Source organism: Roseitranquillus sediminis, assembly GCF_016918935.1.
In the GTDB taxonomy this organism is placed as follows: domain Bacteria; phylum Pseudomonadota; class Alphaproteobacteria; order Rhodobacterales; family Rhodobacteraceae; genus Roseitranquillus; species Roseitranquillus sediminis.
This window is the reverse complement of the sequence record NZ_JAFFOB010000011.1, coordinates 19202-45696: the sequence shown is the minus strand read 5'-3', so window position 1 is coordinate 45696 and position 26495 is coordinate 19202. Positions and strand designations below refer to the sequence as shown.

Annotated in this window: 24 protein-coding genes; 4 read left to right on the top strand and 20 right to left on the bottom strand. The window is 65.6% G+C overall.

Annotation, left to right across the window (positions count from 1 at the left end; translation table 11 throughout):
• Positions 1–157 precede the first annotated feature (157 nt).
• Entirely contained in the window at positions 158–589 is a 432-nt protein-coding gene (locus JM664_RS05855) for a hypothetical protein (RefSeq protein ID WP_227418991.1), read from the top strand.
• A gap of 161 nt (positions 590–750) precedes the next feature.
• Here JM664_RS05855 and JM664_RS05850 read toward each other — a convergent pair whose 3' ends face one another.
• Positions 751–1977 carry a tetratricopeptide repeat protein gene (locus JM664_RS05850; protein WP_227418990.1) on the bottom strand — a complete coding sequence of 409 codons (1227 nt, stop codon included), beginning with the start codon at positions 1975–1977 and terminating at the stop codon, positions 751–753.
• A 232-nt stretch (positions 1978–2209) separates the two neighbouring features.
• Between JM664_RS05850 and JM664_RS05845 the strand changes: the two genes are divergently transcribed.
• The 3 genes from JM664_RS05845 (at position 2210) to JM664_RS05835 (ending at position 6008) form a co-directional block, all read left to right on the top strand.
• A complete protein-coding gene (locus JM664_RS05845; RefSeq protein ID WP_227418989.1) occupies positions 2210–2923 on the top strand; it encodes a sugar transferase in 714 nt (237 codons plus the stop codon).
• A 73-nt stretch (positions 2924–2996) separates the two neighbouring features.
• Entirely contained in the window at positions 2997–3506 is a 510-nt protein-coding gene (gene nusG, locus JM664_RS05840; protein WP_227418988.1) for a transcription termination/antitermination protein NusG, read from the top strand.
• 195 nt (positions 3507–3701) lie between these two features.
• Complete coding sequence (locus JM664_RS05835) at positions 3702–6008, top strand: GumC family protein (protein ID WP_227418987.1); 2307 nt, start codon at positions 3702–3704, stop codon at positions 6006–6008.
• A gap of 45 nt (positions 6009–6053) precedes the next feature.
• Here JM664_RS05835 and JM664_RS05830 read toward each other — a convergent pair whose 3' ends face one another.
• The 19 genes from JM664_RS05830 to JM664_RS05740 all read right to left on the bottom strand — a co-directional run bounded on the left by JM664_RS05830 (position 6054) and on the right by JM664_RS05740 (position 26495).
• Entirely contained in the window at positions 6054–7094 is a 1041-nt protein-coding gene (locus tag JM664_RS05830) for a glycosyltransferase family 47 protein (RefSeq protein ID WP_227418986.1), read from the bottom strand.
• Positions 7091–8908, bottom strand: coding sequence for an ABC transporter ATP-binding protein (locus JM664_RS05825; protein ID WP_227418985.1), 1818 nt, complete (start codon positions 8906–8908; stop codon positions 7091–7093). The genes JM664_RS05830 and JM664_RS05825 overlap by 4 nt, the downstream gene beginning before the upstream one ends.
• 20 nt (positions 8909–8928) lie before the next feature.
• Positions 8929–9798: a hypothetical protein gene (locus tag JM664_RS05820; protein ID WP_227418984.1), complete on the bottom strand. Its 870-nt coding sequence runs from the start codon at positions 9796–9798 to the stop codon at positions 8929–8931.
• Positions 9799–9884: 86 nt separating this feature from the next.
• Positions 9885–11609 carry an asparagine synthase-related protein gene (locus tag JM664_RS05815; protein WP_227418983.1) on the bottom strand — a complete coding sequence of 575 codons (1725 nt, stop codon included), beginning with the start codon at positions 11607–11609 and terminating at the stop codon, positions 9885–9887.
• A gap of 164 nt (positions 11610–11773) precedes the next feature.
• Complete coding sequence (locus JM664_RS18970; protein ID WP_227418999.1) at positions 11774–12229, bottom strand: lasso peptide biosynthesis B2 protein; 456 nt, start codon at positions 12227–12229, stop codon at positions 11774–11776.
• A complete protein-coding gene (locus JM664_RS05805) occupies positions 12219–12521 on the bottom strand; it encodes a PqqD family protein (RefSeq protein WP_227418982.1) in 303 nt (100 codons plus the stop codon). The genes JM664_RS18970 and JM664_RS05805 overlap by 11 nt, the downstream gene beginning before the upstream one ends.
• A gap of 551 nt (positions 12522–13072) precedes the next feature.
• Positions 13073–14215 (bottom strand): nucleotidyltransferase family protein, encoded by a 1143-nt coding sequence (locus JM664_RS05800; RefSeq protein ID WP_227418981.1) that lies wholly within the window; start codon positions 14213–14215, stop codon positions 13073–13075.
• Between the two features lie 82 nt (positions 14216–14297).
• Positions 14298–14936, bottom strand: a complete 639-nt coding sequence (locus tag JM664_RS05795; protein ID WP_227418980.1) for an LbetaH domain-containing protein — start codon at positions 14934–14936, stop codon at positions 14298–14300.
• A complete protein-coding gene (locus tag JM664_RS05790) occupies positions 14929–16083 on the bottom strand; it encodes a glycosyltransferase (RefSeq protein WP_227418979.1) in 1155 nt (384 codons plus the stop codon). Before JM664_RS05790 ends, JM664_RS05795 begins: the two co-directional genes overlap by 8 nt.
• Positions 16080–17261: a glycosyltransferase family 4 protein gene (locus JM664_RS05785; RefSeq protein WP_227418978.1), complete on the bottom strand. Its 1182-nt coding sequence runs from the start codon at positions 17259–17261 to the stop codon at positions 16080–16082. The genes JM664_RS05790 and JM664_RS05785 overlap by 4 nt, the downstream gene beginning before the upstream one ends.
• The gene (locus tag JM664_RS05780; RefSeq protein ID WP_227418977.1) at positions 17258–18364 is read right to left on the bottom strand and encodes a glycosyltransferase family 4 protein; all 1107 of its coding nucleotides are present in this window, start codon (positions 18362–18364) and stop codon (positions 17258–17260) included. Before JM664_RS05780 ends, JM664_RS05785 begins: the two co-directional genes overlap by 4 nt.
• 23 nt (positions 18365–18387) lie before the next feature.
• The gene (locus JM664_RS05775; protein ID WP_227418976.1) at positions 18388–19467 is read right to left on the bottom strand and encodes a glycosyltransferase family 4 protein; all 1080 of its coding nucleotides are present in this window, start codon (positions 19465–19467) and stop codon (positions 18388–18390) included.
• Positions 19468–19477: 10 nt separating this feature from the next.
• Entirely contained in the window at positions 19478–20911 is a 1434-nt protein-coding gene (locus JM664_RS05770; protein WP_227418975.1) for a hypothetical protein, read from the bottom strand.
• 10 nt (positions 20912–20921) lie between these two features.
• Positions 20922–22124, bottom strand: coding sequence for a glycosyltransferase (locus JM664_RS05765; protein ID WP_227418974.1), 1203 nt, complete (start codon positions 22122–22124; stop codon positions 20922–20924).
• Positions 22121–23002 carry a glycosyltransferase family 2 protein gene (locus tag JM664_RS05760; protein ID WP_227418973.1) on the bottom strand — a complete coding sequence of 294 codons (882 nt, stop codon included), beginning with the start codon at positions 23000–23002 and terminating at the stop codon, positions 22121–22123. Before JM664_RS05760 ends, JM664_RS05765 begins: the two co-directional genes overlap by 4 nt.
• A complete protein-coding gene (locus JM664_RS05755) occupies positions 22995–23573 on the bottom strand; it encodes an acyltransferase (protein ID WP_227418972.1) in 579 nt (192 codons plus the stop codon). Before JM664_RS05755 ends, JM664_RS05760 begins: the two co-directional genes overlap by 8 nt.
• Positions 23574–24482, bottom strand: a complete 909-nt coding sequence (locus tag JM664_RS05750; RefSeq protein WP_264465541.1) for a glycosyltransferase family 2 protein — start codon at positions 24480–24482, stop codon at positions 23574–23576.
• Positions 24483–24655: 173 nt separating this feature from the next.
• On the bottom strand, positions 24656–25537 hold the full coding sequence (locus JM664_RS05745) for a glycosyltransferase family 2 protein (RefSeq protein WP_227418970.1): 882 nt from the start codon (positions 25535–25537) through the stop codon (positions 24656–24658).
• Position 25538: 1 nt separating this feature from the next.
• Complete coding sequence (locus tag JM664_RS05740) at positions 25539–26495, bottom strand: glycosyltransferase (RefSeq protein WP_227418969.1); 957 nt, start codon at positions 26493–26495, stop codon at positions 25539–25541.

Below are 26495 nucleotides of genomic sequence, written 5' to 3'. Positions count from 1 at the left end.
CGTCGCGCCTTGCGACCGCCTCGCACGTTTATCAGGCAAGCACGAGGGAATCGCGAGGGGATGGCGCGACCAGAATTGCCCCTGTGGCATGGCGGTGGTAATGCATGGTCATTGATTAACGAGACCATAGAGACCGTCGCTTCGGGAGATTGTTCCAATGAGGGCTTTTCGTTCTGTCATTCTGGGGCTCGCGGCGATGGGCCTCACGCTCGCCAGCGCACCGGCCCATGCCAGGGGCAATCCTCACCATCCGATGTCAGTCCTCGAGGCGCGCATTTCGCAGGTCGAGGATGAGATCGAGACGTTGCGCGCCTCGCTGAACGCGATGAGCCCGGAGGAGCAGTCCGCCCTCGCCGAGGAGATCTACGGTCTGACCTTGCGCCTCTCCTACCTCAACGCCTGCAAGATCCACCTGGTGAACCTGCCCAAGGACGAGGCGGTGGCCTTCATCGAGCACGTGATCGGCCAAGTCGCCAGCCCGAGCAATCCTCGGCGCTTCCAGAACAACGGTTTCGGGAACGGCAATCAGGACGCGCCCGGAAACTCGGAGTTCAACAACAACGCCGAGAACGCCGGGGGCAACAACTGATCCCGAGGTCTCGCGCGGCGAGGGGGATCACGCTGGTGCGCGACACGCAGCGCCAGCTGCGCAGGTTCGATCCCGCCTGAAGATTCCGCTGTCCGTGGGAGCCGGTTCCGCCGGTCGCATGCCGATCATGCAGCCGCCTGCGGCGCCGGATGCCCCGCGGCTCACTGAAGGGCGGCGGCGGGAATTGTCTGCAGGTCCGAGGGCGCCCGGACGTCGCCCTGGAGGGCGGTGACCCGCCAGGCGAGGGGGTCGGAGGGGATGTCGAGACGGAGCGCAGAGAGCGAGAGCTCCTCGCTGGCGACGGGCGAGCCGTCTTCGGCGAAGACCTCGACGAGGAAGCTCGCTCCGCCCGAGGCGTCGGAGGTCCAGACGAGCTCGACCGCTCCGTCGCCGGTGCGGGCGGCGCTCAGGAGCCGGGGCGGCGTGGGCGCGGCCGCGGTCGCAGGTTCGGCGACCTCCTCCAGCCGCTGCTCTTCCTCGGGCATGGACGCGGCCGCGTACCAGGCGCGGGCAAGGTGCAGGTTGTAGGGGACGCCGTCGGCGGTCTCGTAGAGCTGGCCCAGATAGTAGGCCGACCGCTCATGGCCGCGGACGGCGGCGCGTGCGAAGGCGATCGCGGCGGCACCGGGATCGGCCACGGCGAGGTCGAGTGCGAGGAGATGCAGGTCACTGGCAGTGGCCTCGGGATCTGCATCCGCGGGCAGGGCGGGCGTGGCCGGGATCGCGCCGAAGGGATCCGCCTCTGCCGTGGCGGGGACCGGCGCGCGAGAGGGGATCGTCGCCGCGGCGGCCAGCGGTGGCGGCAGGTGCTCCTCCGGCGTGGCGGTGCGCGCCAGGTCCCGCTCGGCGGCATAGATCTCGCGATAGCCTGAAAGCCTCGACGCCTCCATCGGGAGGAACTCCGCTCCCTGCAGGAGCCCCCACAGCACCCAGCTGCGCAGATAGGCCAGACGCGGCATCGTCGGGCTGAGCGCCCGGCTGCGACCAAGTGCGGCGAATGCCGCCTCCGGTCTGCCCGTCGCCGCCAGTGCTTGGGCATAGACGAACCAGGTGTGGGCATTGGACGGGTCGCGCGACACCGCCTCGGTCAGAAGCTCGGCCCCACGGCGAGCGCGTTCGGCCACGACCTCGGGCGACGCGATCTCGTCCGGCGCCTCGATCGTCGCGAAGGAGTAGGCATCCGCATTCACGAACCCGGCGCCGGTCTGCATCAGGTAATCCGACCGGGTGTACATCGCGGCGCGATTCTCGGTTCGCGTGCTGCCGGCAAGCCCCTCGATTCGCAATCCTTCAGCGAAAGCCGGCGCATGCCGTACCGCATTGGCTGTGGATAACATGCCCATGAGGCCGAGGAGCAGGGCGAAGATGGGTGCGATTCGCTTGATCATCGCGGCGACACTCCGACGGCGAGGATATCTACCCCAGGTTGAATTTTACGGACACATTCTGCCAAGAATGGGTACTCCGATTGGTTACTCCACCGACGCCCACTCTCCGGTAGAGCCTGCGCAGTGTCCATCTTTCTTGGGTGTGCGTGATGAATCGTGCGGCTCGCCAGCGTGACCGAAAGTCTATGCTTGACGGATCGCTAACGACCGTTAGAAGAAGATTAAACAAAAGTTGATTCATCTGCAATTCATTGAGGCGCTTGTGCAGCCGCAAGTAGATATAACTGTCCCAGCCTTCTTTCAGGGACGTGGCCGGTACCACTACGCAATAAGTGAAAAGAGACCCAGTCATTGGTCGCTGGTCTTCCGGATCTACAAGACCACGTTTGACATCGTCCTCAGCCTGATCGCACTGCCGCTGATCGCCGGCGTGGCGCTCGCTCTGCTGCTGCTCAACCCGTGGTTCAATCCAGGCCCGCTCTTTTATGTGCAGGATCGGCTGGGCCGGTATCGCGAGCCGTTTCACGTAATAAAGTTTCGCACCATGACGGTCGCGCCCGAGGGGAGCCGGTCGGCCGCCGACGGCGTCGAAACGCAGCGCATCACGCCGCTCGGCCGGATCCTCAGGCTCTCGCGGATCGACGAACTGCCAAACTTCATCAACGTGTTACGTGGGGAGATGAGCGTCATCGGGCCGCGCCCCGACACCCGCTCCCATGCCGAGCAGTACCTGATCCAGATCCCTCACTACTCCTACCGCTACCTGGTGAAGCCGGGCATCACCGGCCTCGCACAGATCGAAGCGGGATATGCCGAGGGGGAAGAGGCGACGGCAACGAAGGCTCAATACGATCAGCTGTACGTGGAGACCTCGTGCGGGCGTCTGGACGTGTACATCGCGTGGCGGACACTCGCCGTGATGGCGTTCGCGCTGGGGGCGAAGTAGTCGCTTCGCCGCGCGGTGCATTTTCGGCCTGCTGCCTCGGTTGCAGGGTTGCTTATTAAGTAGACGAGTACGGGTGAAAACGATCGATAATTGGTACCTCGCTGTAACGCGCCCAAACCAGCATCGCCGCGCCGGGGCCAACCTGGACCGGCAGGGCTACAGCTGTTTTATGCCGCAGCGCCTGGCAACAAAGCGCTGCGGACAGAAATTGGTTAACGAACTCGGTCCGCTGTTTCCGGGATATCTCTTTGTCCGGATCGACTCCGATCGTCCGTGGCGACCTGTTCAGTCTACTTATGGCGTCAGCGCCCTCGTCATGCGGGCGGCAAACACGCCGCAGCCCGTTCCGGGCCAGATCATGGCCGATCTGTTCGCGCGCACCGATTCGGACGGCGTGCTTCAGCCGACGCCGAATCTTGCGCCGGGCGATCACGTGCGAATCACTGTCGGCCCGATGGCCGGTTTCGTCGCGCGTATCGAGCATCTGTCACAGCGGGATCGAGTCGGGCTCTTGATGGAAATGATGGGGCAGGCGGTGCGGACCGAGCTGCCGTGCGCGCACCTGATGCGGCTTGCTGGCTGATCCGAGCGATTGCCGCTGCATCGGACGCTCGTCCGTCTGACCCGGCGACTTAGAATAGCCATATTCAGCCAGTTAGATCAGCCGGATCCGGCCGCAGTAGGTAGAGATGTCATAAGACATCTTATGTTTAGAGTTCGGCCAGACCGAGAACCATAACCCTGTCTCTCTTTTGGGCCCAATGATATAGCGAACGCCATGGAACATGTCCGCCCGGTCCCCTCGCATCCCGGCCAGCGCGATCCCTATGGGCACAACCCTGCGGGCAGTCAGCGGCGCGAGGATGAGCCGCAGGAGAGCGAGCTGGACATCCGCCAGATCCTGGCGACGGTCTGGCGCGGCAAGTGGATCATTGCTGTCTCCATCCTGTTCGTCGGCGTCATGGGCGTTCTGACGGCTACGCAGCAGCCGCCCATCTATCAGGCCTCCGCCAAGGTGATGTTCGACATCCCGCGCGCCAATGTCGAGGCTGGCGAGGCAGTGGTGAACACCGCGCTGGGACGGAATGGCCTGCAGAACCAGATCGAGGTGCTGCGTTCGGCCTCGCTGATCAAGCGGGTGATCGAGGATCTGCGCCTCGACCAGAACCCCGTTTTCAATCCCAGCCTGCGGCCGCCGCGGGAGACCTGGCGCAACCGGGTCACCCTGCCCCCCGAGGTGGAGGACATCATGCTGGCCTGGGGGCTAATCACGCCACCCGGGCCACCGCCCGATCCGGAGGTCGTGGCCGAGCGGATGGAGCGGGTCATCATCGAGAATGTTCTGAACGGGCTGCGGCTGCGGCCCGTCAATGATTCCGACGTGATCGAGATCGGGTATGTCTCGGGCAATCCGCGCCTGTCGGCGCAGATCGTCAACGCCATTGCCGACCAGTACATCGTCGATCAGCTGGAGGGGAAGCTCGAGACCTTCCGCTCCGGCACGTCTTGGCTGACCGAGCGGGTGGCCGAGCTGCAGCAGCGCGTGGAAGCCGCCGAGGCCTCCGTGCTCGCGGCTCAGGCCCGCGTGGCGGAAGAGGCGGGTTCGAGCCTCGATGCCCTCAACCAGCAACTGGCGACGCTGACTGGCGCGCTCGCGGCCACGCGCGGCGAGGTCACGCAGATCCAGGCCCGCTATGCCCGGCTTCGCGATGCGCTCCAAGGCGGGGCGGAGATGGGAACGATCTCGGAGCTGCGTGACTCGCCCATCATCGCGAACCTGCGCAGGCGCGAGTCGACGCTCAAGACCGAGGACGATCAGCTGGCGCGGGCGTTCCCTCCCACGCATCCGAGCCGGGAGCAGAACGCGACGGAAATGGCCTCCGTTCGCCGCGAAATGGCCGATGAGGCAAGACTGATCCTCGAGAGCGTGCGCCTCGACCTCGAGACCGCGCAGGAGCGCGAGGCGCAGCTCGCGCGCGACGTTCGCAGGGTCGAGGAGCAGGTGCTGCGGCTCTCGACCAACAGCGTCGAGATCCGCAACCTCGAGCGCGAAGCCCAAGCGAGCCGCATCCTCTACGAGAACCTGCTCTCCCGCCTGCAGGAGACCAACGCCCAGAGGGATCTCCAGACCGCCGACGCCCGGATTCTCACGCCCGCCGAGCCGCCGCTCTATCCGATCAACAGCGCCAAGAATCGCACGCTCATGACTTCGCTCGTCGTCGGCGCGGCGCTCGGGATCGGCATCGTGTTCCTCCTCGACAAGCTCAACAGCACATTCCGCAGCCCGCAGATGGTGGAGCAGATGACGGGCCAGCCCGTCCTGGCGACGATCCCGCGGGCCGGCAGCCGGATGAAGCGCGCGGAGGTCGTCAATCTCCTGCGCAAGAAGCCCACCTCGGCCTTGGCGGAGTCGATCCGCAACCTACGGACCTCGATCCTCTTCTCCAACGTCGACAATCCGCCGAAAGTTGTGATGTTCTCCTCCTCCGCGCCGCGCGAGGGGAAATCGACCACCTCGATGCTGGTGGCGCTGACCTCGCGGCAGATGGGGAAGTCGGCGATCATCGTCGATTGCGACCTCCGCATGCCGGCGCTCCTGAAGGTGCTGGAGGTGTCAAAGGGCGAGAACGAGAAGCCTGGCCTGCTGTCGGTGATCAACGAAAGCGCCGCCATCGAGGACGCGATCTATGTCGAGCCGGATACCGGGCTGCACGTGCTGATGACCCGTCCGGCGGAGCGGGCCGCCAAGATCAACGCGGCTGACGTCCTCGCCTCGGCTCGTTTCCGGGCGCTGATCGAGGAGCTCAGGCGGCGCTACGACATCGTCATACTCGACACGCCGCCGACGCTGGTGGTGACCGACGCGCGCATTGTCTCGGCGCTCGCGGATGCGGTGGTCTTCGCCGTCCGCTGGGACGGCACGCCGCGGGCGGCGGTGAAGGAAGGCCTGCGCGAGCTGACCTCAGTCGGCGCCCGCATAACCGGCGTCGTGATGACCCTGGTCAATGAGCAGCGTGCGGCCTCCTACGCCTACGATGGCTACCGCTACTACAAGGGCCTCTACCGCGATTACTACGAGAGCTGAACGCTCGCTGGCAGGCGCAGGCTGCAGCGAAGCAAAGGGTATTTCCTACCTTGGCAGGTACCCTTTCGCGTGCGAGGCGACCTTCCTCAGGGCCCGCTTCCAGAGCGGGTCCGTGAAGATGACCTCCTTCACCGATGCCATGTCCAGTCGATGCGCATGATCGGCGAAGCGATCAATATGCCTGAGGTGCATCCGCTTGATCCAGTATGTGATGTCGAGCTTCCCGAAGTTGAAACGCCTTTCCAGGAACTCTTCATACATGCTGTTGATCGTCGATACCGGCAGGTCCAGGAACTGAGACCAGTCGTCGACGAAAAGTATCGGGAGATCCTCGAGGTCATCGAAGAACACGGCCTCTCGTTTGACGACAGGAATGACGCCGAGATAGAGGCAGTCCCACATCCTGTAGGTCTCGATCCCAAGTCCGCGCGGGCAGATCGCGAACTTTGAGCGGGAAAGGCGCGCGAAGAACTCGTCTCGGCTGATGGGGTACTGCATGAAGCCCCCCATGTGCTCGCACGTGATGTATTCGCGTTTCGTGAGGTCCTGCGCGAGGCTCACGCGCGACGGGTGAGTGTCCACCGAGAAGTTCGCATAGCACAGGATGTCCCGGTCCTTGAGCTTCTTGGTCCGTTCGGCAGAAGCCCTGGAGCGGAAGTCGCAACCGAGGGGGAAGTACAGAACCCGCGGGTCCCTCGTGTTGACGTTGCACGATACGAGGGTGGCCACGTTCTCCGGCAGATCCTGAACGAATTCGTCGTTGATCTCGAAATGGGTCTTCCCGATGACGACCGAGCAGGCCTCTGATCTCGCGGCTGCTTCCTCGACGAGCTTCTTCAGCTTGGGCCTGTCGACGCGCATCCTGTCGAAGGACATGTCGGGAGAGCCCACGAACCACATGTGGTAACCTCGCCCGGGATCCCTCGCGCGGAGAAAGTCCGCGCCTGAAAGATAGTAGAACGGTTTGTTTCTGAGGGTGTAGATCCGCTGGGCCGCCGGATGCGGCGGAAGGTCCAGGAACTCCGCCAGACGCAGTGTGTGGCTTCCTTCCGGGTCTGGATGGCCCAATTGTCCGAAGCCGCTCATTGGAAGTACGCCGCCTGGCGGCCGAAGAGGTCGGCGTAGCGGCCGTCGGCGGCGAGCAGCGCATCATGCGTGCCGTGCTCGGCGATGCGGCCGCGGTTCAAAACGTAGGTGTAGTCGACGTGGCGGATCGTCGACAGGCGGTGGCTGATGATCAGCGCGCCGCGCCCGCCGATCCGCTCGCGCAGCGTGTCGAACAGCTCCATCTCCGCCGCCGGGTCCACCGCGCTCGTCGGCTCGTCCATCACGATGAACGCTGTCTCGGGCAGGAAGGCGCGCGCCAGCGCCACCCGCTGCCACTGGCCGATCGAGAGCTCCTGCCCGTCGTCGAAGATCCGGCTGAGCGGCGTCTCGTAGCCCTTCGGCAGTGACGCGATGAACGGGTCGGCGCCGGCGCGCCGACCTGCATCGCGGATGCGTGCGGCGTCCGGCGGCCGGCCTGCGTCGCCATACCAGACGTTGTCGCTCACCGTCGCCGCGTACTTCGCGAAGTCCTGGAAGATCACCGAGAAGAGCTGCCGGTAGTCGACCGGATCGAAGTCGCGGACGTCCCGCCCGTCGAGCGTGATCCGCCCTGCGTCCGGGTCGTAGAGCCGCGTCATCAGCTTGATCAGCGTCGTCTTGCCCGAGCCGTTCTCGCCGACGAGCGCCACCAGCTTGCCCGGTGGCAGGTGCAGGTCGATCCCCTCCAGCGTCTGGCGGTCCGTGCCCGGATAGCCAAAGCTCACGCCTTCCATCCGCAGGCCCTCCCGGACCGGCTCCGGCAGGGCCGCCGGTCGCGCCGGCGCGGTCAGCTGCGGCTCGACTGCCAGGAACGAGAAGAGCTGCGACAGGTAGAGCTGGTCCTCGTAAAGCCGCGACAGGCCGTTCACCGCCTCGCGCCCGCTCTGCTCGGCCCGACGGAAGAGCAGCACGAAGAGCACGATGTCGCCCAGGGAGAAGGTGCCCGCCAGCGTCCGCATCACCAGCCAGGCAATGGCGCCAACGAAAACCACCGCGCCCACGACCGAGACGCCCGCCTCGCCGAATGCGCGGGCGCGCTCGATCCGCAGCTGCTCGGCCCGGATCCGGCGCCGCAGGTCGGAATAGGCGTCGCGGAAGACGGCGCCGAGGTCGTGCAGCCGCAGCTCCTTGGCGTGGTAGTCGGAGGTGAGGAGCCAGTCGAGATAGCCCGCCCGCCGCTCGAGCTGCACCCGCTGCCGCTGCCACTCGTAGAGCCGGCGCGTGAAGTAGAGCCGTACCGCCAGGGCCGAGACCACGGCCACCAGCAGGACCGGCAGAAGCCGCCACTCGATGCCCGCAAGCAGGACGAGAACGCCGACGAGGAAGACGAGCGCCTTCGCGAGCCCGAGCACGGTGGCGACCATCTGCGCCGGCCGCTGCGTGCCCGCCTGCCGCGCCCTCTGGAGCGAGTCGAAATAGGCAGGGCTCTCGTAGAAGGCGAGATCGACGGAAACCGCGCGGTCGTGGATCTCGCGATCCACATAGTCGGCCACCAGCATCCCCTGCCGGACGCGCAGGAGGTTGCCCCAGGCCTGCGTCACGAGCGCCGCCAGCGTCGCCAGCCCGGTCGCGATCAGAAGCCCGAAGACGCGACCCGCCGCGTCCATGGCATCCTCGGCCGAGAGCGCGTCGATCAACTCCTTGATCAGCCACAGGCCCAGGATCGCCAACCCGGCCTCGAGCAGGGTGACGAGACCGACCAGGATCGAGAGGCGCCGGGAGGAATATCGCAGCAGACGGACGACCTGCCGCCAGAGCTGCGCCCTCTCCCGCAGCCGGTCACCCAGCTCGGAGGTTCCTGCTAGCCACGACATGTTAGGATCGCCGCTTCGGCTCAATCGCTCTGGATCGCATCCCGGATCACCGGCAGAGCTTCGGCCAGCCGCGATATACTGCTCGGGACCGTCAGTTGCGCGACGGGGTAGCGCGTCGCAACTGCACTGCACTGTCGTAGATGCTTCGCTACGACCTCGCGCGGCATGTCCTCCAGCCTGAAGCGGACGAGGTAGGAGAATTGGATGACGCGCTCCAGCGCTTCGGCGCCGGAAGCCGGCATCAGCACCGGCTCAGAGTCGCGATCGAGGATGCAGATCAGCCCCACTTCCATGCGCTCGGCCGCAAAGCCTGGCCCGATCCGGTGCTGTGACTTGATCACCCCGGGGAAGAGATCCCTCTGGTCGATCATCTCGGAGCTAAGGCCGATGTCGCGTGTCGCCTCGTCCGACAGCTTGATCTGGTCAAAGGCCGGTAACACCCAGCCTCGCCCCTCCGCGTCGAAGCTGATCGCCACGACATCATCGCTCAGCAGCCGGCACCCGGCTGCGACCATTGCTGCGGCAGTGGTCGACTTGCCGGCGGTCTTGTTGCCCAGGAAGATGACGGCGCGATCTTCCAGAGCGATCGCGCTCGCATGCAGGACCAGCATCCCTCGCTGTTCCAGCACGGTCGCCATCACCGGGCCTAGAAGCGGAAAGGAAATCAGCCGTTCGTCCGCGCCCGGGCTCGGCTCGAACTCGACAAGGCCTGAGGGATGAACGGCAAAGCGGCCGACCGCCTCCCAGTGCAGCCACTTGATCGGCCCGGAGAAGTCGAAGCTCTGTGGAGGCAGCTCCTCGAAGCGAGCACGCGAGATAGTCAGATCCACCGGTGCAGCGGGCGATGCCGGACCCAGTTCCGGAACAGGGAAATCGGAGCTGATCGTCATGCCGTACGCCGAGTAGCGGTACGGAGCCGCAGATGTGCGGCTCTCGGCCTCGGGCGACACCCGAACAGGTCGGCAAGAAGGCTGGTTCATGCCGCACACCCTTGGCAGCGGGAGTCCTGTCGGTGCCACAGGTGCACGCAGAGGATGCGCCAGATCATCATGATCTCAGCTCCATTCAATGCATCCGGATTGCGCAAGAGTGCCGCAACATCGTCCCGCAGCGTGTTCATGTTGACGCACTCCGCAATCCGGTCGTCCGGCTGCGCAAGAAGCTCCTCAAGCGCCTCGCGATGTCGTGCCACAAGGCCTTTCGCGAAATGCGGCAGGAAGTTGGTCTTGTCTTGGCGCCGCCGGACGGAGGGCGGCAGGTCGGCGGCCAGACCGCGTCGCAAGATGCTGCGCGTTTGGTTGAGGCGGAGCTTTTCGGAGGCGGGCAAGCCAAGGCAGAAGGTGACCAGCCGGCGGTCGTAGAACGGATAGCGCGCCTCGATACCGGCTGCGGCCGAGGCCCTGTCGAGCACCTCGAATGCGGCCGGAATAGATGGCTGAGTAAGCGCCCTGAGATGATTGGCGCGATCTGAGGAAGAGATCTCTTTGGAGATCCCGGCTACCTCAACGTACCGCTCGGCTATGGCGGCAATGCGAAGAGCCTCGGGGCGCAGATACCGTCGCCACGCCGGGCTGCTCGAGGTGTTCATGCCGCGCGCCTGCAGCAATTGCGTCCCGACCCGGCGCAGAAGCCGGCCAGCCCGAGATCCGGAGGCATGCAACCTCAGCAGCAGGACGAGAATTTTCAGTGGATCTTCGCCGGAGGCTCTGGTGCTTGTTCGCAACAGCGCCAGTGCATGAAGCCAACGCCCCTCCGCCGCAAGCTCCAGAAGTCGCGTGCCGCCGTGCCAGACAACTTCGTCGCCCCCATGTCCGTCGAGCAGAATCTTCATGCCATCGGCTGCCGCCCGTCGGTAGAGGCAGCTCGATTTCGTCAGCCCTGGAGCCAAGAAAGGGCCATACTGCTCGCCCATTGCCGCCTCGATGTCCTGAAGCGGGTGCCACTTGGAAAGGTCGATCTTGACTGGCCGGAAGCCGCCCTTCCGAAGTACGGCCTTAATGAAACGGCTTTCGTCGGCCGGCGGCTCCTCAGGATAGATAATCGAGTAGGTCGGCAACGGCCGTTCTGAAATCGGTGCAGCCACCGTTGAGATGGCAGAAGAGTCCAGCCCGCCGCTGAGCATAGCTGCCACCGATTGAGCATCTGCGATGCGTGCGCGCACCGAAGCGATAAAGATTTCCCGAAAGCGTTCGGCGGGGTTCGTGCTGTCCGTAAGGTCCGGTGCAAGCTCCCAATAACGATGAGTGCGATATTGCCCTGCCTGCCACACCAGGGTATGTCCGGGCATCACGCGACGTAATCCGTTTGGCCCTGCCTCTTCGCCATACTCTGCCAGTCCTGCCAGGTAGCTGATTAGGCGGCGGCCCTCCAGGGGCGCGTCAAGCGGAACTCCAAGCGCGCTTGGCTCGGAAGCAAAGGCGATGCTCTCGTCGCGCAGGACGTAGAAAAGCGGACGAACACCTATGTGGTCGCGGGCAATAAGTAGGCGGTGTTCATTGCGATCCCAGATCGCAAAGGCGAAGTCGCCTAGCATATCGTGGCAACAAATATCACCACCCCAGCGATGATAGGCTGCGACGACGATCTCGGCTTCGGTGGCCGTTGGGGAAAGGTCTAGCCGAGCGGCAAGTTCGGCGGCGTTGTCGAGGCGAATGTCGCCGACGAAGAGATATCGCCCGCGTACAGGTTCGTTCTGAGGCATGCGCCGCCGAAGAGCGTTTGCGGGGGGGCCCAAATGAGCCTGGACGAGAAGCACGTCCTCATCTGCAATCTCGGTGATGCCGTCGGGTCCGCGACGCGCCAGTCCGGCTATCAGTCTAGTAGAATCCTTGCGACTTCTTCCTCCGACAAGTCCTCCAATTCCGCTCACGCTATCCTAGGCTTCGCTGCGGCTCCAGCGGCTGGTCCGGTTTCGTGAGAGATGATGCGGCTGTAGCGCTTGAGCGAGCGCTGATCCCCACCCATGACGACGATGCTATCGATTTCTATCCAAGCATGTGCGCCGAAGCCGCCGCTTGGTGTGAGATTTACGCCGAGATGTAAGACCGAGCGGACGCCGCGACGGGCCAGAAGGACTTGAGCAGCAAGGGCCTGCGTAAGACAACTGGCACCCGGGATCCATCGCGCTGCCCTGCGCACCGCCCTCGGCACGCGCTCTGCATGTTCGCCGGCATGCCCGATAGAGCAGGTCTGGCAGAACTTTAGTAGCTTCTGGTACGGACGCAGCCAGAGCGACGCGCGGATGAAGATTACCCAAGCTAAGGCCTCAAGCAGCAACAAGGTGCTGCCAGTTCGCCTGCTGAGGCCTTTCCTACGGCTCATCATCGTTCGCGGGTACGATCAAATCACGGGTATGTAATTCAGCCACCAGCGTTCTGACGTCGTCTAGCATCTCGTCTTGACTACCGTTGAACTCATCAGCGAGCGCCTGTCCGAGCTCCATGGCAGAACAAGGGCGCTGCTGCAGTCGCGACCACAAGAATGCTCCAGTCGCGTTAAGTGTGAAGTATGTGTTCGAGCGATGGTCGAGGAGCGCCACCTCGTCGCCGAGTGGCGTGCTGATCACGTCCGAATTCGCGACCCAAGGCCGCGCTTCGCTAAACTCGACAACCATCGAACACTCACTGAACGAAGGACTCAAGCCGCAGGCGCAGAAGCACTGGCTGCTACAGCGGCAACTGACTCCCCTCGCGGGGACGTCCACGGGCATGATCATCAACGTGACCATGCCCGCTTCGATGTTTCAATCTTAGGAAAAGACGTCAAAAGGGACGGGCGCCTCCTGACCTTCCACAAGAGTCTGGTCCAGTCGCGAGCCTGTGGCGTTGCCACGCGTCATCTGTTCGACCGTTCCGTGCTCACGCAGAACAGGCTTGGTATACTTCTTCATAGAAATCGTCTCCCTACACATGACGTCGTACTTAGCAGAAGTCTGTAGCCAATGCACATGATTCCGCTTCTTTCGTCAAGAAAGTTAACCTCGGAATCAGCGAAGAAACCATGAGCAGCGGGTCATAGCGATGGCCTTTTCTACTTCGTCTTGCGGCGCCACGGTGCGAACGCAGCCGCAAGCTGTGCTAGATTGCGGAACAATTTTTCCTGCACCTCGCTTCTTGCGAAGCTCCTTGGCTCGACGCGCGAGAGAGGCGGCTGCCAGAACGATGCTCATCGTTCCCGACCCGCGGCGCGGCGTGCCCCTATGATGGCCCTGCCTAACGGATAGAGCCAGTGCAGCCACAGCGGCAGCGGACAGGCCTGGTACTGATCGAGGTTCGGCGTGAGGCGGGAGCGCCAGGCGCGGTGGCGGACGGTCTCGTGCAGCGCGTCTGAGGCGCGCCAGTCGTCGGTGGGGTCGATTCGCTCAAAGTAGAGGCCGCGTTCGGTATCGACGTGGCCGTCGGCGATCATCAGGCAGAAGCGGCGGCTCTCTTCGGCGCGGGCGCGGGCGAGCGGCGGCTGTGCGCTGGGGCGGCCGCGGCTCAGGTCGTCGAAGGCGAGCGTCGCCTCGACCACCTCGCGCAGCGCGAAACGGTCGGCTACGGACCAGGCCCTGGCCTCGTCGAAATCGGGTGCCGACCGGATCGCCGAGATGTCGGCCAGCCAGTTGAGCGACGACCAGAGGTGCCGGTTGTGATGGTGGCAGAGGTACACGAAGAGCTCCGCCGTCGGCATGACGCGCAGCTCGATCCCGGCCATGGAGCACGTCTCGGCCCTATCCAGCAGCGTCTGGCTGTCGACGAAATCCGCCCCATGCCAGAGATCGGCATGCACCTCGATCGGGATGCCCTCGGGCGACACGAGCGGCACGTCGCGCTTGTAGCGGAGCACCGCCTCCACATCGCGCGCGCACTTCGCCAGATGGCCCGTCCGCCGGTCGAGGATCACGCGGTAGCCTGCGTCGGTTGCCCGCTCGATCAGCGGACGCACGTCCGCCTGCCGCACGAGGACGTCGATGTCGCGCGATGTCCTGAGGCTGGGCTGCGCATAGTACCTGGCAAGCGAGACGCCCTTGAAGAACAGGTGCGGCGTGCCGTGGGGGGCGAGGCAGGTCTCGACGAAGACCCGATGCGCCTGCGCGTAGGAGAGCCAGCGGGACGCCAGGACGAGGGTGATCTGCTTCATCTCCTGCCGCAGCGGCGCCTCGGGCGGCAGGAGGTCCAGCGCGGCCACATGCCGATAGACGAAGGGCAGGCACCGCTTTGACATCGCCGTCCGCACCAGCATCGGCCAGTCCGTGACGCTTCGAGCGAGGGCCCGCGCGCGATCCGCCTCCGCCGGGGTCAGCGTCTCGCGCGAAAGCAGCAGCAACAGGGGGGCAATATGCGCCACATTGGGCGCTATCTCTGTAGGCAACACAGACTGTGAAACTGAATACATCTTACTTACCAGCCTAAAGCGACGCGTCAGGTTCCTCGATTGCCGGAGCTATGCTTTTGACGCGTCCTCGCAAAAAATTGTGGCCCTGCAATGGCCGCAAGCCGATTTCCCGTGCAGGATTTCCCGCGACGATTGCGCGAGACGGAACCGTTCGGATCACCACGGCCCGGGCCCCGGCGACGGACCCTTCTCCGAACGTCACGCCAGGGCCGACGAAGGCTTCGGCCGCGACCCAGGAATCGGCCTCCAGCACGATCGGCGCCGAGATCAGCTCGAAGCCCGGTGAGCGGAGGTCGTGGGAGGCGGTGCAGAGATGCGCTCCCTGGCTGACGATCGCCCGGGGCCCCAGCCGGATCGTGTCGACGGAGTAGAGCGTGGCGCCGTCGCCCACGGTGGCGCCCTCGGCGATTTCGAGCCGCCATGGCGCATAGATCCGGGCGCCCGGATAGATCGCGGCGCGCGCGCCGACCTGCGCCCCGAACGCCCGCAGCAGCGCCCGCCGCCAGCCGTGGAAGGGCACGGGGCTCGGCGCGAAGAGGAGCGCCCGGACCATCTGCCAGAGCCCGCGGCGCAGCCTGTCCGAAAGGGGCGGCGCCGGGCGCGGACGTGCCTGGTCGGTGGCGGCGTCCCTCGTGGCCGAACCATCAGGCATCGGCGCGGACCTCGTCGTAGAGCACGTGCGTCCTCTCGGCGCAGCGGTGCCAAGTGAAGGTGCTCTCGGCCAGGCGCACGGCGTTCTCCGACATGGCGGCCGCCGCCGCGCCGTCGCCGAGGAGCGCAACCACCTCCCGCGCGATGGAGCCCACGATGTCGGTCTCGTCCAGCGCCCGGCCGGCGTCCGCCGCGACGATCTCCTGCCAGATGTCGACCTGCCGGGTCGTCAGCACCGGCACGCCGCTGCGCAGGGCCTCGGCCGCCGCGATGGCGAAGTTTTCCTGCTGGGACGGCAGGGTGAAAAGGCTCGCCGCCGCGAGGACACGCCATTTGCAGACCCCCGTCCGCGGCCCGAGGAGCCGCACGGAGCTGCCGAGGCCGAGCTCCTGCGCCTGCCGGGTGAGCGCCTGCACGATCCGCCGTTCGCCGCCGCCGACGAAGAGCAGCACGGCGTTCGGCACCGCGGTCAGGATCGCCGGCATCGCCGCGACCAGCGCCTCCGGGCGCTTCTTCGGATGCAGCCGCCCTAGGAACAGCAGCAGCGGGCGGCCTACGAGGTCGGGGTGCTCGGCCAGAAAGGCCGCGGCAAGCTCGGCGCGCGGCGCGGGCGGGGCATCGGCGCCGAGCGGGATCACCGCGGTCCGGGCCCCAGCCTCGAGGAGCGTGGCCTGATCACGCTCGGCGGCGCTGGTGAAGACGACCCGTGCGGCGTTGGCCACGGTTCGCCGCTCCACCAGACCCCAGTAGATGCGCTTGCGCAGGGACTTCTGCCGTGTCGACCAAGGGGCCGCCATGCCGTGGGGCGAGAGCACGTAGGGCACCCCGGCCCTGCGGGCGGCGGCCGCCGCCGCGGCGACGAGCGGGCTCCAGAGCGTGTGCAGATGGACGATGTCGACGGCGCGTACGATCTCCGCCACCCGCCGCTGCCCGCTGCCGAAGATCGCGCGGGCCTGCGAGGGCACCACCGCTACGCCATGCCGCCGGCCGAGGGCCGCGCCCCCGTCCTCGGTCAGGGCCGCACTCGTCAGGATGCGAGCGGCATACCCGTTGGGGTCGGCGCCTTCGGCCAGCCGCTCGACCACCACCGGCGGCCCGCCGGCCGCGGCATCGAGATACGGCGTCACATGCAGCACCCGCCTCGTCATGTGGCGACAACGGCTGCCGGAGACCGCCCGCGGATCGCGCAGACACGGCCGTAGAGCACCTGCGTGGCGCGCGCCATTGCCTCGCTGCTGAAGCGCGCCCGCGCGTCCTGCCGGGCCACCGCACCGATCTGCCTGCGCAGGCCCGCGTCGTCCAGGAGCCGGCCGGACGCCGTCTTCCAGTCCCCGGCGCTCGCGCAGAGAAACCCGGTCTCCTCGTGGCGCAGCGCCTCCGCCATTCCGTCGGTTCTGCTGGCGACGACCGGCAGGCCGGCATGCAGAGCCTCCAGCGCCGCGAGCGGCAGGCCCTCGAAGCGCGACGGCATCGCGAAGAGGTCGAAGCCTGCCAGCCGCGTCGCCGCGTCCGAGCGCCAGCCATCGACGATCAGCGGCACGCCGGCAGCGGCCGCGTGGCGCTCGAGCTCGCCGCGCAGGGTGCCGTCCCCGATCCAGACGACGCGGATCCCGCGCCCGGCGAAGGGGTGCAAATGGTCGATTAGCGCGAGGGGACCCTTCTGAGCTTCGATCCGGCCGACCGCCCCGACCACGATCTCGTCCTCGCGCACGCCCCAGTCGTCCCGGGCGCGCGCCCGCGCCGCCGCCAGGACGTCCGGGTCGGGAACAGGCACGCCGTTATGGACGACGTGAACCGCCGCATCTCCGCCGAAGCGTGCCGCCAGCTGGTCGCGGGCGGCCTCGCAGACGGCCACATGGTGCCCGCCGGCGCGGGTCAGGACGGCCGCCGCCAGGCGGTCGCGGAGACCGCCGAACCGGGCCCCGAGATCGACCGCCGATCGGCCGACATGGATGGTCGAGAGCCAGGGCAGACCGCTCCGCGCGGCGGCCTGCACCAGGTCGAGCCCGTCCTCCGCCACCTGCTGGTTGACGTGCAGGACATCCACCTCAAGCGCAGCGAACCGGGTCGCAAGCGCCTGGATTTGCGCCCGATCGAGGCATGCTCCAAGCGTCCTCGTCCGCCGGTCGTAAGTCGTCCGGAACGGGATGCGCGTGACCTGCGCCGAACGGCCAAGACGCTCCGCCAGCTCGTCCATGCGGGGCGCATCGGGCACGAGCGCCGTCACCTCGCACCCGAGCGCCGCCAGCCCGTCGGCCAGGAACGCCAGGTAGATCTCGCCTCCGCCGCGCGAGCCGGACCCGGATGAGACGAGCCCCACCCTCACGCGGCAGCCTCGCCGCCCACGATCTCCGCAGTCGCGGCGCGCCAGCGGCGGACGCCCTCGGCAAGCTCCCAGTCCTGCGCCATCCGCTCGGAAGTCCGGCTCATCTCGGCGCGCCGGCCGTCGTCTGCGAGCTGCTCCAGCGCACGTGCCAGGTCCTGCACATCGCCGGTCCGAACGACGAAGCCGTTCCGCCCCTGCGCAACCAGGTCATGCCCGGCGCCCACGGCATCACTGACGATCAGCGGCAGGCCCGTCCCGAGTGCCTCGTTGACGACGACGCCCCAGCCGTCATGCCGGGACGGCAGGCAGAAGATGTCCGCCTGAGCGAACACCTCCGGCAGATCCGCCGGCTCGCGATGGCCGAGGAAATGCACCCGCTCCCGCAGCGCCTCGGGCACCATGGCGGCAAAGCGCGCCTGCTCCGGCCCGCCCCCCAGCAGCTTCAGCCGCAGCCGCGGATGGCGCGAGGCCACCTCACCGAAGGCCGAGATCAGGACGTCCACGCCCTTCCGCTCGATCATCTGCCCGCTGAAGAGGATGTCGATGCTCTCGCGCGCGGCGGTCGTCCGCGCCCGCGCCTCCCGATAGGGCGCGAGGTCGCAGAAATAGGGGATGTTGGAGACAGGCTTGCCCGGGAAGAGGTCGCGATACGCCCGGGCCGCCCCCGACCCAATCGCTGCGATCCCGGCCGCCTTCGCAAGCGGAGCCTGAAGCTGCCTGCGCACGAGGCTGCCCAGCAGGCCGCGCTTCGAGAACCCCGGCACCTCTCCCCAGAAGACGAACGGCCGCCCCTGTCGCGCAAGCCGGCGCATGACCACCTGCGCCGTCGGCGCCGAATAGTCGCTGACGACTACGAGATCCGGCAGCACCTCCTCGATCTCCGCCATCACGTCCGGATTCCAGTGCGCCGATGGCCCCAGCTGCGCCAGCGTCCGCCCCGCCATGACCTTCTCGAACGGATGAAGCTCCGGCAGCTCCCACTCCCGATCATGCGCCCCGCCTGTGTAGTACCGCACGGCAACATCCATCCCCGCCGCCGCCATCGCGGCGAACAGCTGCCGCTGGTAGGGCGACGGCATGACGGTAAAAAACAGAATGGCCAAACTGGGAAAAGCTCCGAAAGAGTCTAGCCGATAGTATTCATATAAAGCTGATAAAACCTGTCATACATCTTCTCATAAGAAAATCGTTCAAGCGCCACCTTTCGCGCGTTCTCTCCAACCCTTGTCAACCTGTCAGGATTAAGCAACACAGATAAAAGCTTGTCGTCAAAAGCGGTCGGATGTCCCGGGTCATACAAAAATCCGCTGCACCCATCGATGATCTGATCCTGCGCACCCTGAAGATTGCTTCGAAGTGATGGAACGCCACATAAAGCAGCTTCCACGACGACAAGGCCAAAGGTCTCGTGCGAGACGGACGGAAGCAGAAGAAGGTTGGCGGCCCTGTACATTTCCTCCACTGAATCGGTGTGAGGGACGAAAAACACCTTGTCTCTTAGCCCATAGGCGTCTCGCTTGGCGAGAAGCTGAGCCTTGAGGTCTCCGTTTCCGACGATCAGTGCCTGCGTGTTAGGCGGATTATGTCTGCCAAAAAAGTCGATAATCTGTCCTACGCCTTTTTCTGGCGCAAGGCGCCCAGCGTACACAGCAACAAAATTGTTTTCTGGGATCCCTAAGCGCTTTCGCACCAGGGAATGTTGGCCTTGGCTCAATGGAGTGAATCTCTGTGCGTCAACTCCGAAGTGACATATCGATATTTTTGACCTAGGAATTCCGTATAGCTCGGATAGATAGTCCCCGGCATCATGAGACGGTGCGTGGATGATGTCGCTGCGAAGAATTAGTCGTTTGGCTACGAATCTTTTAATGCGTCCTGAATTTACCGCCCAGTGAAATGTATAAACTACCCGAAAGGTATGCTTGCTCGCCAGCTTTAGCTGAACGGCAAGCGCTAGAGCCGCTAGACTGTGACAATGGACGATGTCAGTACTACTCAGGATTTCACGCAAAATCATCGATGATCGGGCAAATCCAGAAGCTCCTTTGTTAAGATATAGCTCGTGCCCATTCCTTACTCTTGTCGATGAGCCGGAGCCGTATATGTGAACCCTATTGCCATTTTGCAAGAAAACTGATGACAGTCCGGCAAGGGCCGTCCAGTCGCCTCCCTGTCCCGCATGAGTCGTTATATGAACTATTTTCACACAATGGCTTTCACTTTGACGATCGGGGCCCGACGATCCTTGTTAGTAGATTTAGCGCGATTAACGGCAGAAGTGTTGGCCCCACACCTAGAAAGCTTCGCATCGCGATCCCCGCTGGGAAGAATCCTGACGCGAACAGGATCAGCGTCATGTTTGTTGTCGCGACTGCGCCGATCCGGTTCCAGCGTGCTGCGGCCGCGCCTAATGCAAGTGCCATAATCGCGATCGCGGGAAACCCGCCCGCCATCCAGAGCTCCCCGACGAAGGTTGCAGAAAGCGTCATGCCGGAGACGCCGATTACCTCCTCGATCGACACCGACAGGCCCTCCGGCTTGCCGGGCCAGAGGGCACGGGGGATAGGGCGGACGGCGGCTGTGAAGGGAATTTCGAAGCCGAGGTATCCGACCTGGTTGGGGAAGGCCTGGGTCAGGATGGCGATGTTGATGAGGTTGAGGTCGACGAAAAGCGAGTCCGTCCGCGCCGTCTCCAGTTCGAAGTTGCCGAGGCCCACCGTGCGGATTTCCGGCAGGTAGTAGACTGCGAAGCCCGCCACCGCAAAGAGGGGCACCGCTAGAGCCAGCAGGCGCCAGAGCGTCAGCCGCGGCATCAGGAGCGCGTAGGTCACGGTGAAGGTGATCAGGTGCGTCAGGAAGACGTTTCGCGTTCCGCCTGCGAAGCCTTCGTAGAAGACCAGCCCGACGATCGATGCCGCGATCGCCCTCTGCACGAGGGTGTAGCGGCGCCCCTGCGCGAAGACAGAGGCCGCCAATGGCGGCAGCAGGTACGTCAGAAGCCCTACTTCGTTCAGGAGCGTCGAGAAACCGCCGAGCCGCCCGCGCGTCCAGGGCTGCGAGAAACGCGGCCGCGACATCTGGTAGATCATCTCGAAGATGTCGAAGCGCACGGCCAGCAGCATGTAGAGATAGCCGAAAAAGGCGCAGCCCAGGAGCAGCCAAATCGTCACCCGCGGCGAGACGCGGAAATGCACCTCCGAGGGCAGCGGCCGTCGCGCCGGGAAGACGTGCCGGCCGAGGACGATCCCGGCAAACCCCAGCAGAGTCGCCTGCACCGCCGTCTGCGCCGCCTCGAGCGTCACCAGCGGCGGCACCGGATCCTGCGGCAGGAGGAACTCGAAGAACGTCAGCAGGTAGAGGACCCCGAGCATGAAGAGGTCCACCCGCACGAGGTTGCGCAGACCCGCCCGCGCCTCGACCGTCGCCGCGATCGCCAGCGCCGCGCCCACGAACGGCGCCGGGTAGGCGAAGGCCTGGTTCGCCGTCTCGGCGTAGAGGATCGCCACGCCGGCCACGAGCAGCCCCGCCAGCACGATCACCGTCGACAATGTCGTCAGGTCGTTCAGCCGCCGCGCCGGGACCATCCGCACGGCCCGCCGCTGCGCCTGCGCCGGCGGCCGGTAGGGGACGGAGTGCGCCGGATAGGGCATCGTGCGCACCTCAGGCCGCCTGCAGCCGGTCGTCGAGGTCGAGGAGCGCCCTGCCAAGGGCGTCGAGCCCGAAACGGGGATCGAGCCGCGCCGCCTCGTGCCAGGCAGCAATCCGGTCCGGCCGCTCCACCAGCCCGCGCAGCACCTCGGCCAGAGTTCCGGCATGGAGCGCGGTCAGCACCTGCCCGTTCACCCCGTCGCGCACCACGCGACCGCAGCGGTCCGAGGCGATCACCGGCACGCCGGCGCTCAGTGCCTCCAGCTGAGTGAGACCGAAGCCATCCGACCGGGTGGGAAAGAGGAAGACGTCGGCCTCCGCGTAGAACCGCCCGACCGCGCTGCGTGGCACCGGGCCATGGAGCGTGATGCGGCGGTCCCCCGTCACCCAGTCCGGCGCCGCGACCTGCAGCGGTCCCACGACGTCGAGCCGCAGGGGCAGGTCCGGCAGCGCCCGCATCGCCTCGAGCGCGAGGTCGATCCCCTTGCGCAGCGTGACCTGGCCGAGGAACAGCAGCCGAAGCGGCCGCTCGGCATCGAACTGCGCGGGCGGCGTCCGGGGATGGGGGGAGAGCGTCGGCTCGTAGGCAAGCGGCACCGTCACGATCTTCGCCTCAGGAACGCCCTCGGAGACGAGTGCCCGGCGCGACCATTCCGAATTGACGAGGACGACATCGGCGAGCGCCGTCTCCCGCCGCCATGCATCCCAGTAGGCGGGCGGGATCGGCTCATGCGCGCCCCCCTGCCCCGCCTCGGCGTAGAGCGCATCGACCAGCCGCGCCTCCACAGGCCCCGGATCGATCTGCCCCAGCACCGTCCGCCATCCCGCCGAACGAGCGGCGGCGAGAATGTCCCCGGCAGCGTAGCTGTAGGCGAAGACCGTCCCGGGCCGACCCTGAAGGAGGGGTTGGAGCCGTCGCGCCGCCGCCCGCTGGAACCAGGCGTTGCGGGCCAGGATCTGCTGCCAGCCGCCCCGCCCGCGAGCCCGGTCCAGCATCTCCCGCGCCAGTGCCCGCCCCGTGATGCCTCGAACTCGCGCCCCCCGCAGCTTTGGATGCGTCCGCTCCGCCAGCCGCCCCGGCAAAGGCGCGCCCCCCGCCCAGACGTCGGTCATGAGGGCGGCCAGCCGCCCCCGCCCATGCAGCGCCCGCGCCACCGCATAGTTCTCCCGCGCGCCGATCTGGCAGACGATCCAGGGTGCCGCCTCAAGCATCATGCCCGGTCGGCCTCGCCGATCGGCCTGCGGCGCAGCGCGCGCAGGGCGGTCACGGTGTCGGCGCGGACGGGGCGGCGGTGCGTGCGATATCGCAGGAGGGTCGCCGGCGTCTGCAGGATACCCCGGAGCACCCCGCCGAGATGTCCCCGCCGGGTCGAGTAGAGAACCCGGTTCGCGAACTGCGCGGCGCCGAGCGAGGCGTGCCCCAAGGGGTAGCGCAGGAACGCCAGAAGGGCCGTGTTCCGCACATGGGCCGCGACGATTGGACTCGCCGCCTGGTGCGAGCGGTCCGTGGCGTGGCGCACCCGCAGGTCGTCGCGGTGGACGATCTCCCACCCGCCATCGAGCAATTGCAGGGCGAGGTCGGCCTCCTCCATCCCGTAGGCGGGGTGCAGCGGCAGATAGCCGGACGTCGCCAGGAACGCTGCGCGGCGGTACGCGCAGCCGCAGCCGACGAAGTCCGCAACCGTCCGTGCTCCGGGGCCGCGCGCCGGGGTCTCCTCGTCCTCATGGACAATTGTCATGGCCAGGGCACCAGCCCGTGGGTGGGCGTCGAAGGCCTCGCTCACGGCGGCGAAGAAATCGCCGTCGATCGGGTAGGAATCGTCGTCGAGGCTGACGATGAGATCGTGTAGCGCCGCCGCGACGAGCCGGTTGCGGGCGCCCCCCGGCCCCAGCGGGATCTCCGACACCAGAACGCGTACCTCCGGGAACCGCTCCGCCAGCATCGGCGCCGTCTCCGTGTCGCCCGCGTCGACATGAACAATCACCTCGGCCGGCCCCGGCACGCACACGCCCACCCGCTCGAGCGTCTCCGCCAACCGCCCTGCGCGCCGGAAGGTGGGGATGACGAGGGAGAGGGCGGCCGTCTCAGGCATGCGCTCTGCCCGCCGATGGCATCACCGCTCGCGCCGGAACACCGGCAACGCGCGCGCCGGGCGCCACGTCGCGCGTTACCACGGCCCCGGCGCCGACGACTGCGTCATCACCGATCCGTACGCCCTTCATCACCGTCACGCCGGCGCCCAGCCAGACGCGGTCACCAATGATCGTCTCCACCTCGACGAGCGGCAGCGCACCCGGGGCCACGCCCGGCGCCGTATCATGATCGTGGTCGGTCACGTAGCAGAACGGCCCGATCATGACGTCAGCGCCGACAGTGATCGAGAGGGAGGCGTCGAACATCGTGTGCCGATTGACGTAGGTCCGGGCCCCGATCTCGATGCGCGGACTGCCCCGCCGCGGGCCGAAAGCCAGGAGCACCACCCGCTCGTCGAGCGCCACCCCGTCATGCAGCCGGACGTCCCAGGGGTTCGTCGGCACCGATACCCGGACCAGCCGGCAGCGCCGCCCGATCTGCATGCCGCAGGCGCGCAAAGCCGCGATCCGCACCCGTGAACGCAGACCCACAGGCGCGCGCAGCAGCCGATTGATCAACGCGTCCGGCATTCACTGGTGCCTCGGCTCGGCCGGTCGGCCGGAGAGCATCCGGCCGAGGCACAGCGCGGGTGCGCCGAGAAGGAAGGCCGTGCGGCCGGCCCACAGGTTCCACCCGAAGGTCGCCAGATAGAGGCCGAGCGCCTGCCGAAGCTGTCCCGACCGAATGGCGGCGACCACCGCAGGGCGCACATGCCACGCGATCACCGTCCTGCGGGCCCGCCGCCGGCCGGCACCGCCCGGATAGCCGTTCGCCCGCTCGGTCGCCACGAGGCGGGCCAGCCCTTCCAGTGTCTTGCCCAGATCGCCCATCTCGTTGCCCGGATGCACGCGGTGGGCGACGGTGACCGGCGCCGCCACCTGCACGAAGCCCGGCGCCTCGCCGAGCCGCAGCGCCAGGTCGTGGTCCTCGGCGTTCATTCCATCCTCGGTAAAGCCTCCAGCGGCGAGAAAGCGCGCCCTATCCACCACCATCATGCCCGCGCCGGCGAAACAGCCCTGCCCGGCTGAGGCGAGAAAATCGACAAACACCCTCCCCTCGACCGGCTGCGCCACCGCCACCGGCGGTCTGTCGCCGTCGAAGTCCTCGAAGCGGGCGAAGATGAGCGACGGACGGTGCTGTTCCACCAAGGCCGCCATCGCCTCGAGCGACCAGGGAAACCATAGATCGTCGCTGTCAATGAACGCCAGATAATCTCCGGACGCCGCTGCTGCACCCCGGTTGCGCGCCGCTCCGGGGCCGGCATTCGCCTGCCGGATCAGCGTCACGCCCGCCATCCTTTCCACCGCCTCGATCGTTCCGTCGGTCGAGCCGTCATCCACCACGATCACCTCGTGCGGCGCCACCCGCTGAGCCGCGACGCTCTCCAGGCACTCGAGCAGGTACTCCCGCCGGTTGTAGGTGGGTATGATAACAGACAAGTTTGCAGTGGGTTGCATTAATGCGCTTTTCCCCCTTAAAGGCATACCCATTGTTGTGCGCGCAATCTTTAAGATTGGAGGTAAGCAAACGCTTGTTTTTGGCGAATTCGAGTGCCTCGCCTGCGTCGGCGCAGATCTACCTAATTTATAATTTATCTAGAGACCACACATCTCTAGGTGTCCAAGGCGCTGAACCAGTTTTCCTCAACCTGCGCAGTTAGGCATCCTTTTATAGAACTTCTGGCATACTTTGCCAATGTTTTTAAAGGATTCTGTCGAGCGATGGACTTAAGGTTCGGGTCCTTTATATATCCCCTCCCTACATCGAGATGAAGTGCGGGGTCATTGACATCTGAAATAGCCTCGCTGAGGTGATCTTTCATCCAATGCGTATTGCTTCCGTGAGTTCGATGGATCTCGCCGCGCCTTATCGAAATGCGTCGCTCAATCTGCGGAACGTCACGGTACTGGTAGTGGCGAAACTGAATGTTGCGATCAGAAAGATTGGACAAATTACTCGGGAACTCGCTATCTACATTCCAGCGCAGCCAAGGCAAATTGTGGAAAAAACGGATCTGCTGGGTGTGGTAGCGGTAGTACCTTCGCCGCTTTGTAATTGAGAGCGATCGCGACTGAAGGTTTTCTTCTCCGGCCAGCCATTTTTCGTGGTCAGCGTTTGTGTAGTAGTAGTTGACGTGTTCTCCATTAACGTGATCAGCGAGGATTTTTGAAGCGTGCATCAGCCTAGGCCGCACCTGCTCAACGTTGAGGAATTCGTCTGCGTCTGCAAACACCCACCAATCTCTATGACTGAAGGACTTTCTGTGCGCGCTCCATATATGACGTTTCACTTGCATTGGCGTCATAGGTGCAATCGAGCCGAAAAACTTGAAATTCTTATATTGGTGCGCCAGGTCTTTCAGGATTTGGGGCGTATTGTCTTCGCTCCCGCAATCGACGCTAAGGATGACATCATAGGCCTTTATCGCGGCCGTCGCGCTTTCGAGGAGAATATCTTCCTCGTCACGTACAGTCATGATTCCGATTACCTTCATCCTAGAATCCTCCCGAGCGAAGCGAACGCACCCTTCGCATTACTGCTGCGAGCCACTCCGCTGCTTCGAACCCAAGAACAGAAGCCACGTGCCAGTATGCCGGAGGAGCGGCCGGTCCTCGTGGGCAGAAGTCACGGGTAGAAATGACCGCTCGCAGCGCCCGAGCTTCGGCACGATCCTGAGGCCAAGCGGAGCGGGCCATGTCGAAACGGGCCTGGTCGATGGCCCACTGCCGCTCCGGCGTCAGGGCTCCCGTCGAGGCGAGGTGTTCCTCGATCCTCTTCTCGATCTTCAGCCGCTCGCGCCGAACCAGGGACGGGTTCCTGGTCGAGAGCGTCCCATCCGAGAACCGCCGGTACACCGCTCCGCCCGCCGGATGATAGGCGAACCGCTTCCCGGCGAGGAGCAGGCGCAGGTAGAGCTCATGCTCCTGACAACAGGGCTGGTCCTCCCGCCAACCGCCGACGTCGAGGAGCGCCTGCCGCCGCCACAGGGGCGCTCCTGTCTGCGGCAGCTTCCAGAGCGCCAGCAACACCCACGGGTCGCGCGGCTCGGGTATGTCGGAGATGGTCCGCCGCACCACATCGGATCCGGCCTCACGCCACTCGACGGTCTCTGGTCCATAGAGGACGTCGACATCTTCCATCCGCCGCAGCGCCTCGAGCTGAGCCGCCACCTTGCCGGGCATCAGGTAATCGTCCGCATCGAGGTACTGCACCCACGGCGCCTCGGCGAGCTCCAGGAGCCGGTTCCGCGCCGCCGGCGCGCCCCGGTTCGGCCCCGTCTCCCACCGGATCCGCCCCTCAAACGCCGCGATCCGCTCCACCGTCCCGTCGGTCGAGCCGTCATCCACGACGACCACCTCGACATCAGGCCCCTGCCTCAGCGCGCTCTCGATAGCTTCAGTAATCCATTCCTCGGCGTTATAAGCCGGGATGAGGATGGAAACATGCTCCAA

What these genes read in the sequence shown, in the direction of transcription:
- JM664_RS05855 (WP_227418991.1), top strand. Translation starts at nt 158, where the DNA reads ATGAGGGCTTTTCGTTCTGTCATTCTGGGGCTCGCGGCGATGGGCCTC.
- JM664_RS05850 (WP_227418990.1), bottom strand. Translation starts at nt 1,977, where the DNA reads ATGATCAAGCGAATCGCACCCATCTTCGCCCTGCTCCTCGGCCTCATG.
- JM664_RS05835 (WP_227418987.1), top strand. Translation starts at nt 3,702, where the DNA reads ATGGAACATGTCCGCCCGGTCCCCTCGCATCCCGGCCAGCGCGATCCC.
- JM664_RS05830 (WP_227418986.1), bottom strand. Translation starts at nt 7,094, where the DNA reads ATGAGCGGCTTCGGACAATTGGGCCATCCAGACCCGGAAGGAAGCCAC.
- JM664_RS05825 (WP_227418985.1), bottom strand. Translation starts at nt 8,908, where the DNA reads ATGTCGTGGCTAGCAGGAACCTCCGAGCTGGGTGACCGGCTGCGGGAG.
- JM664_RS05820 (WP_227418984.1), bottom strand. Translation starts at nt 9,798, where the DNA reads ATGACGATCAGCTCCGATTTCCCTGTTCCGGAACTGGGTCCGGCATCG.
- JM664_RS05815 (WP_227418983.1), bottom strand. Translation starts at nt 11,609, where the DNA reads ATGCCTCAGAACGAACCTGTACGCGGGCGATATCTCTTCGTCGGCGAC.
- JM664_RS18970 (WP_227418999.1), bottom strand. Translation starts at nt 12,229, where the DNA reads ATGAGCCGTAGGAAAGGCCTCAGCAGGCGAACTGGCAGCACCTTGTTG.
- JM664_RS05805 (WP_227418982.1), bottom strand. Translation starts at nt 12,521, where the DNA reads ATGGTTGTCGAGTTTAGCGAAGCGCGGCCTTGGGTCGCGAATTCGGAC.
- JM664_RS05795 (WP_227418980.1), bottom strand. Translation starts at nt 14,936, where the DNA reads ATGCCTGATGGTTCGGCCACGAGGGACGCCGCCACCGACCAGGCACGT.
- JM664_RS05790 (WP_227418979.1), bottom strand. Translation starts at nt 16,083, where the DNA reads ATGACGAGGCGGGTGCTGCATGTGACGCCGTATCTCGATGCCGCGGCC.
- JM664_RS05770 (WP_227418975.1), bottom strand. Translation starts at nt 20,911, where the DNA reads ATGCCCTATCCGGCGCACTCCGTCCCCTACCGGCCGCCGGCGCAGGCG.
- JM664_RS05765 (WP_227418974.1), bottom strand. Translation starts at nt 22,124, where the DNA reads ATGATGCTTGAGGCGGCACCCTGGATCGTCTGCCAGATCGGCGCGCGG.
- JM664_RS05760 (WP_227418973.1), bottom strand. Translation starts at nt 23,002, where the DNA reads ATGCCTGAGACGGCCGCCCTCTCCCTCGTCATCCCCACCTTCCGGCGC.
- JM664_RS05755 (WP_227418972.1), bottom strand. Translation starts at nt 23,573, where the DNA reads ATGCCGGACGCGTTGATCAATCGGCTGCTGCGCGCGCCTGTGGGTCTG.
- JM664_RS05745 (WP_227418970.1), bottom strand. Translation starts at nt 25,537, where the DNA reads ATGAAGGTAATCGGAATCATGACTGTACGTGACGAGGAAGATATTCTC.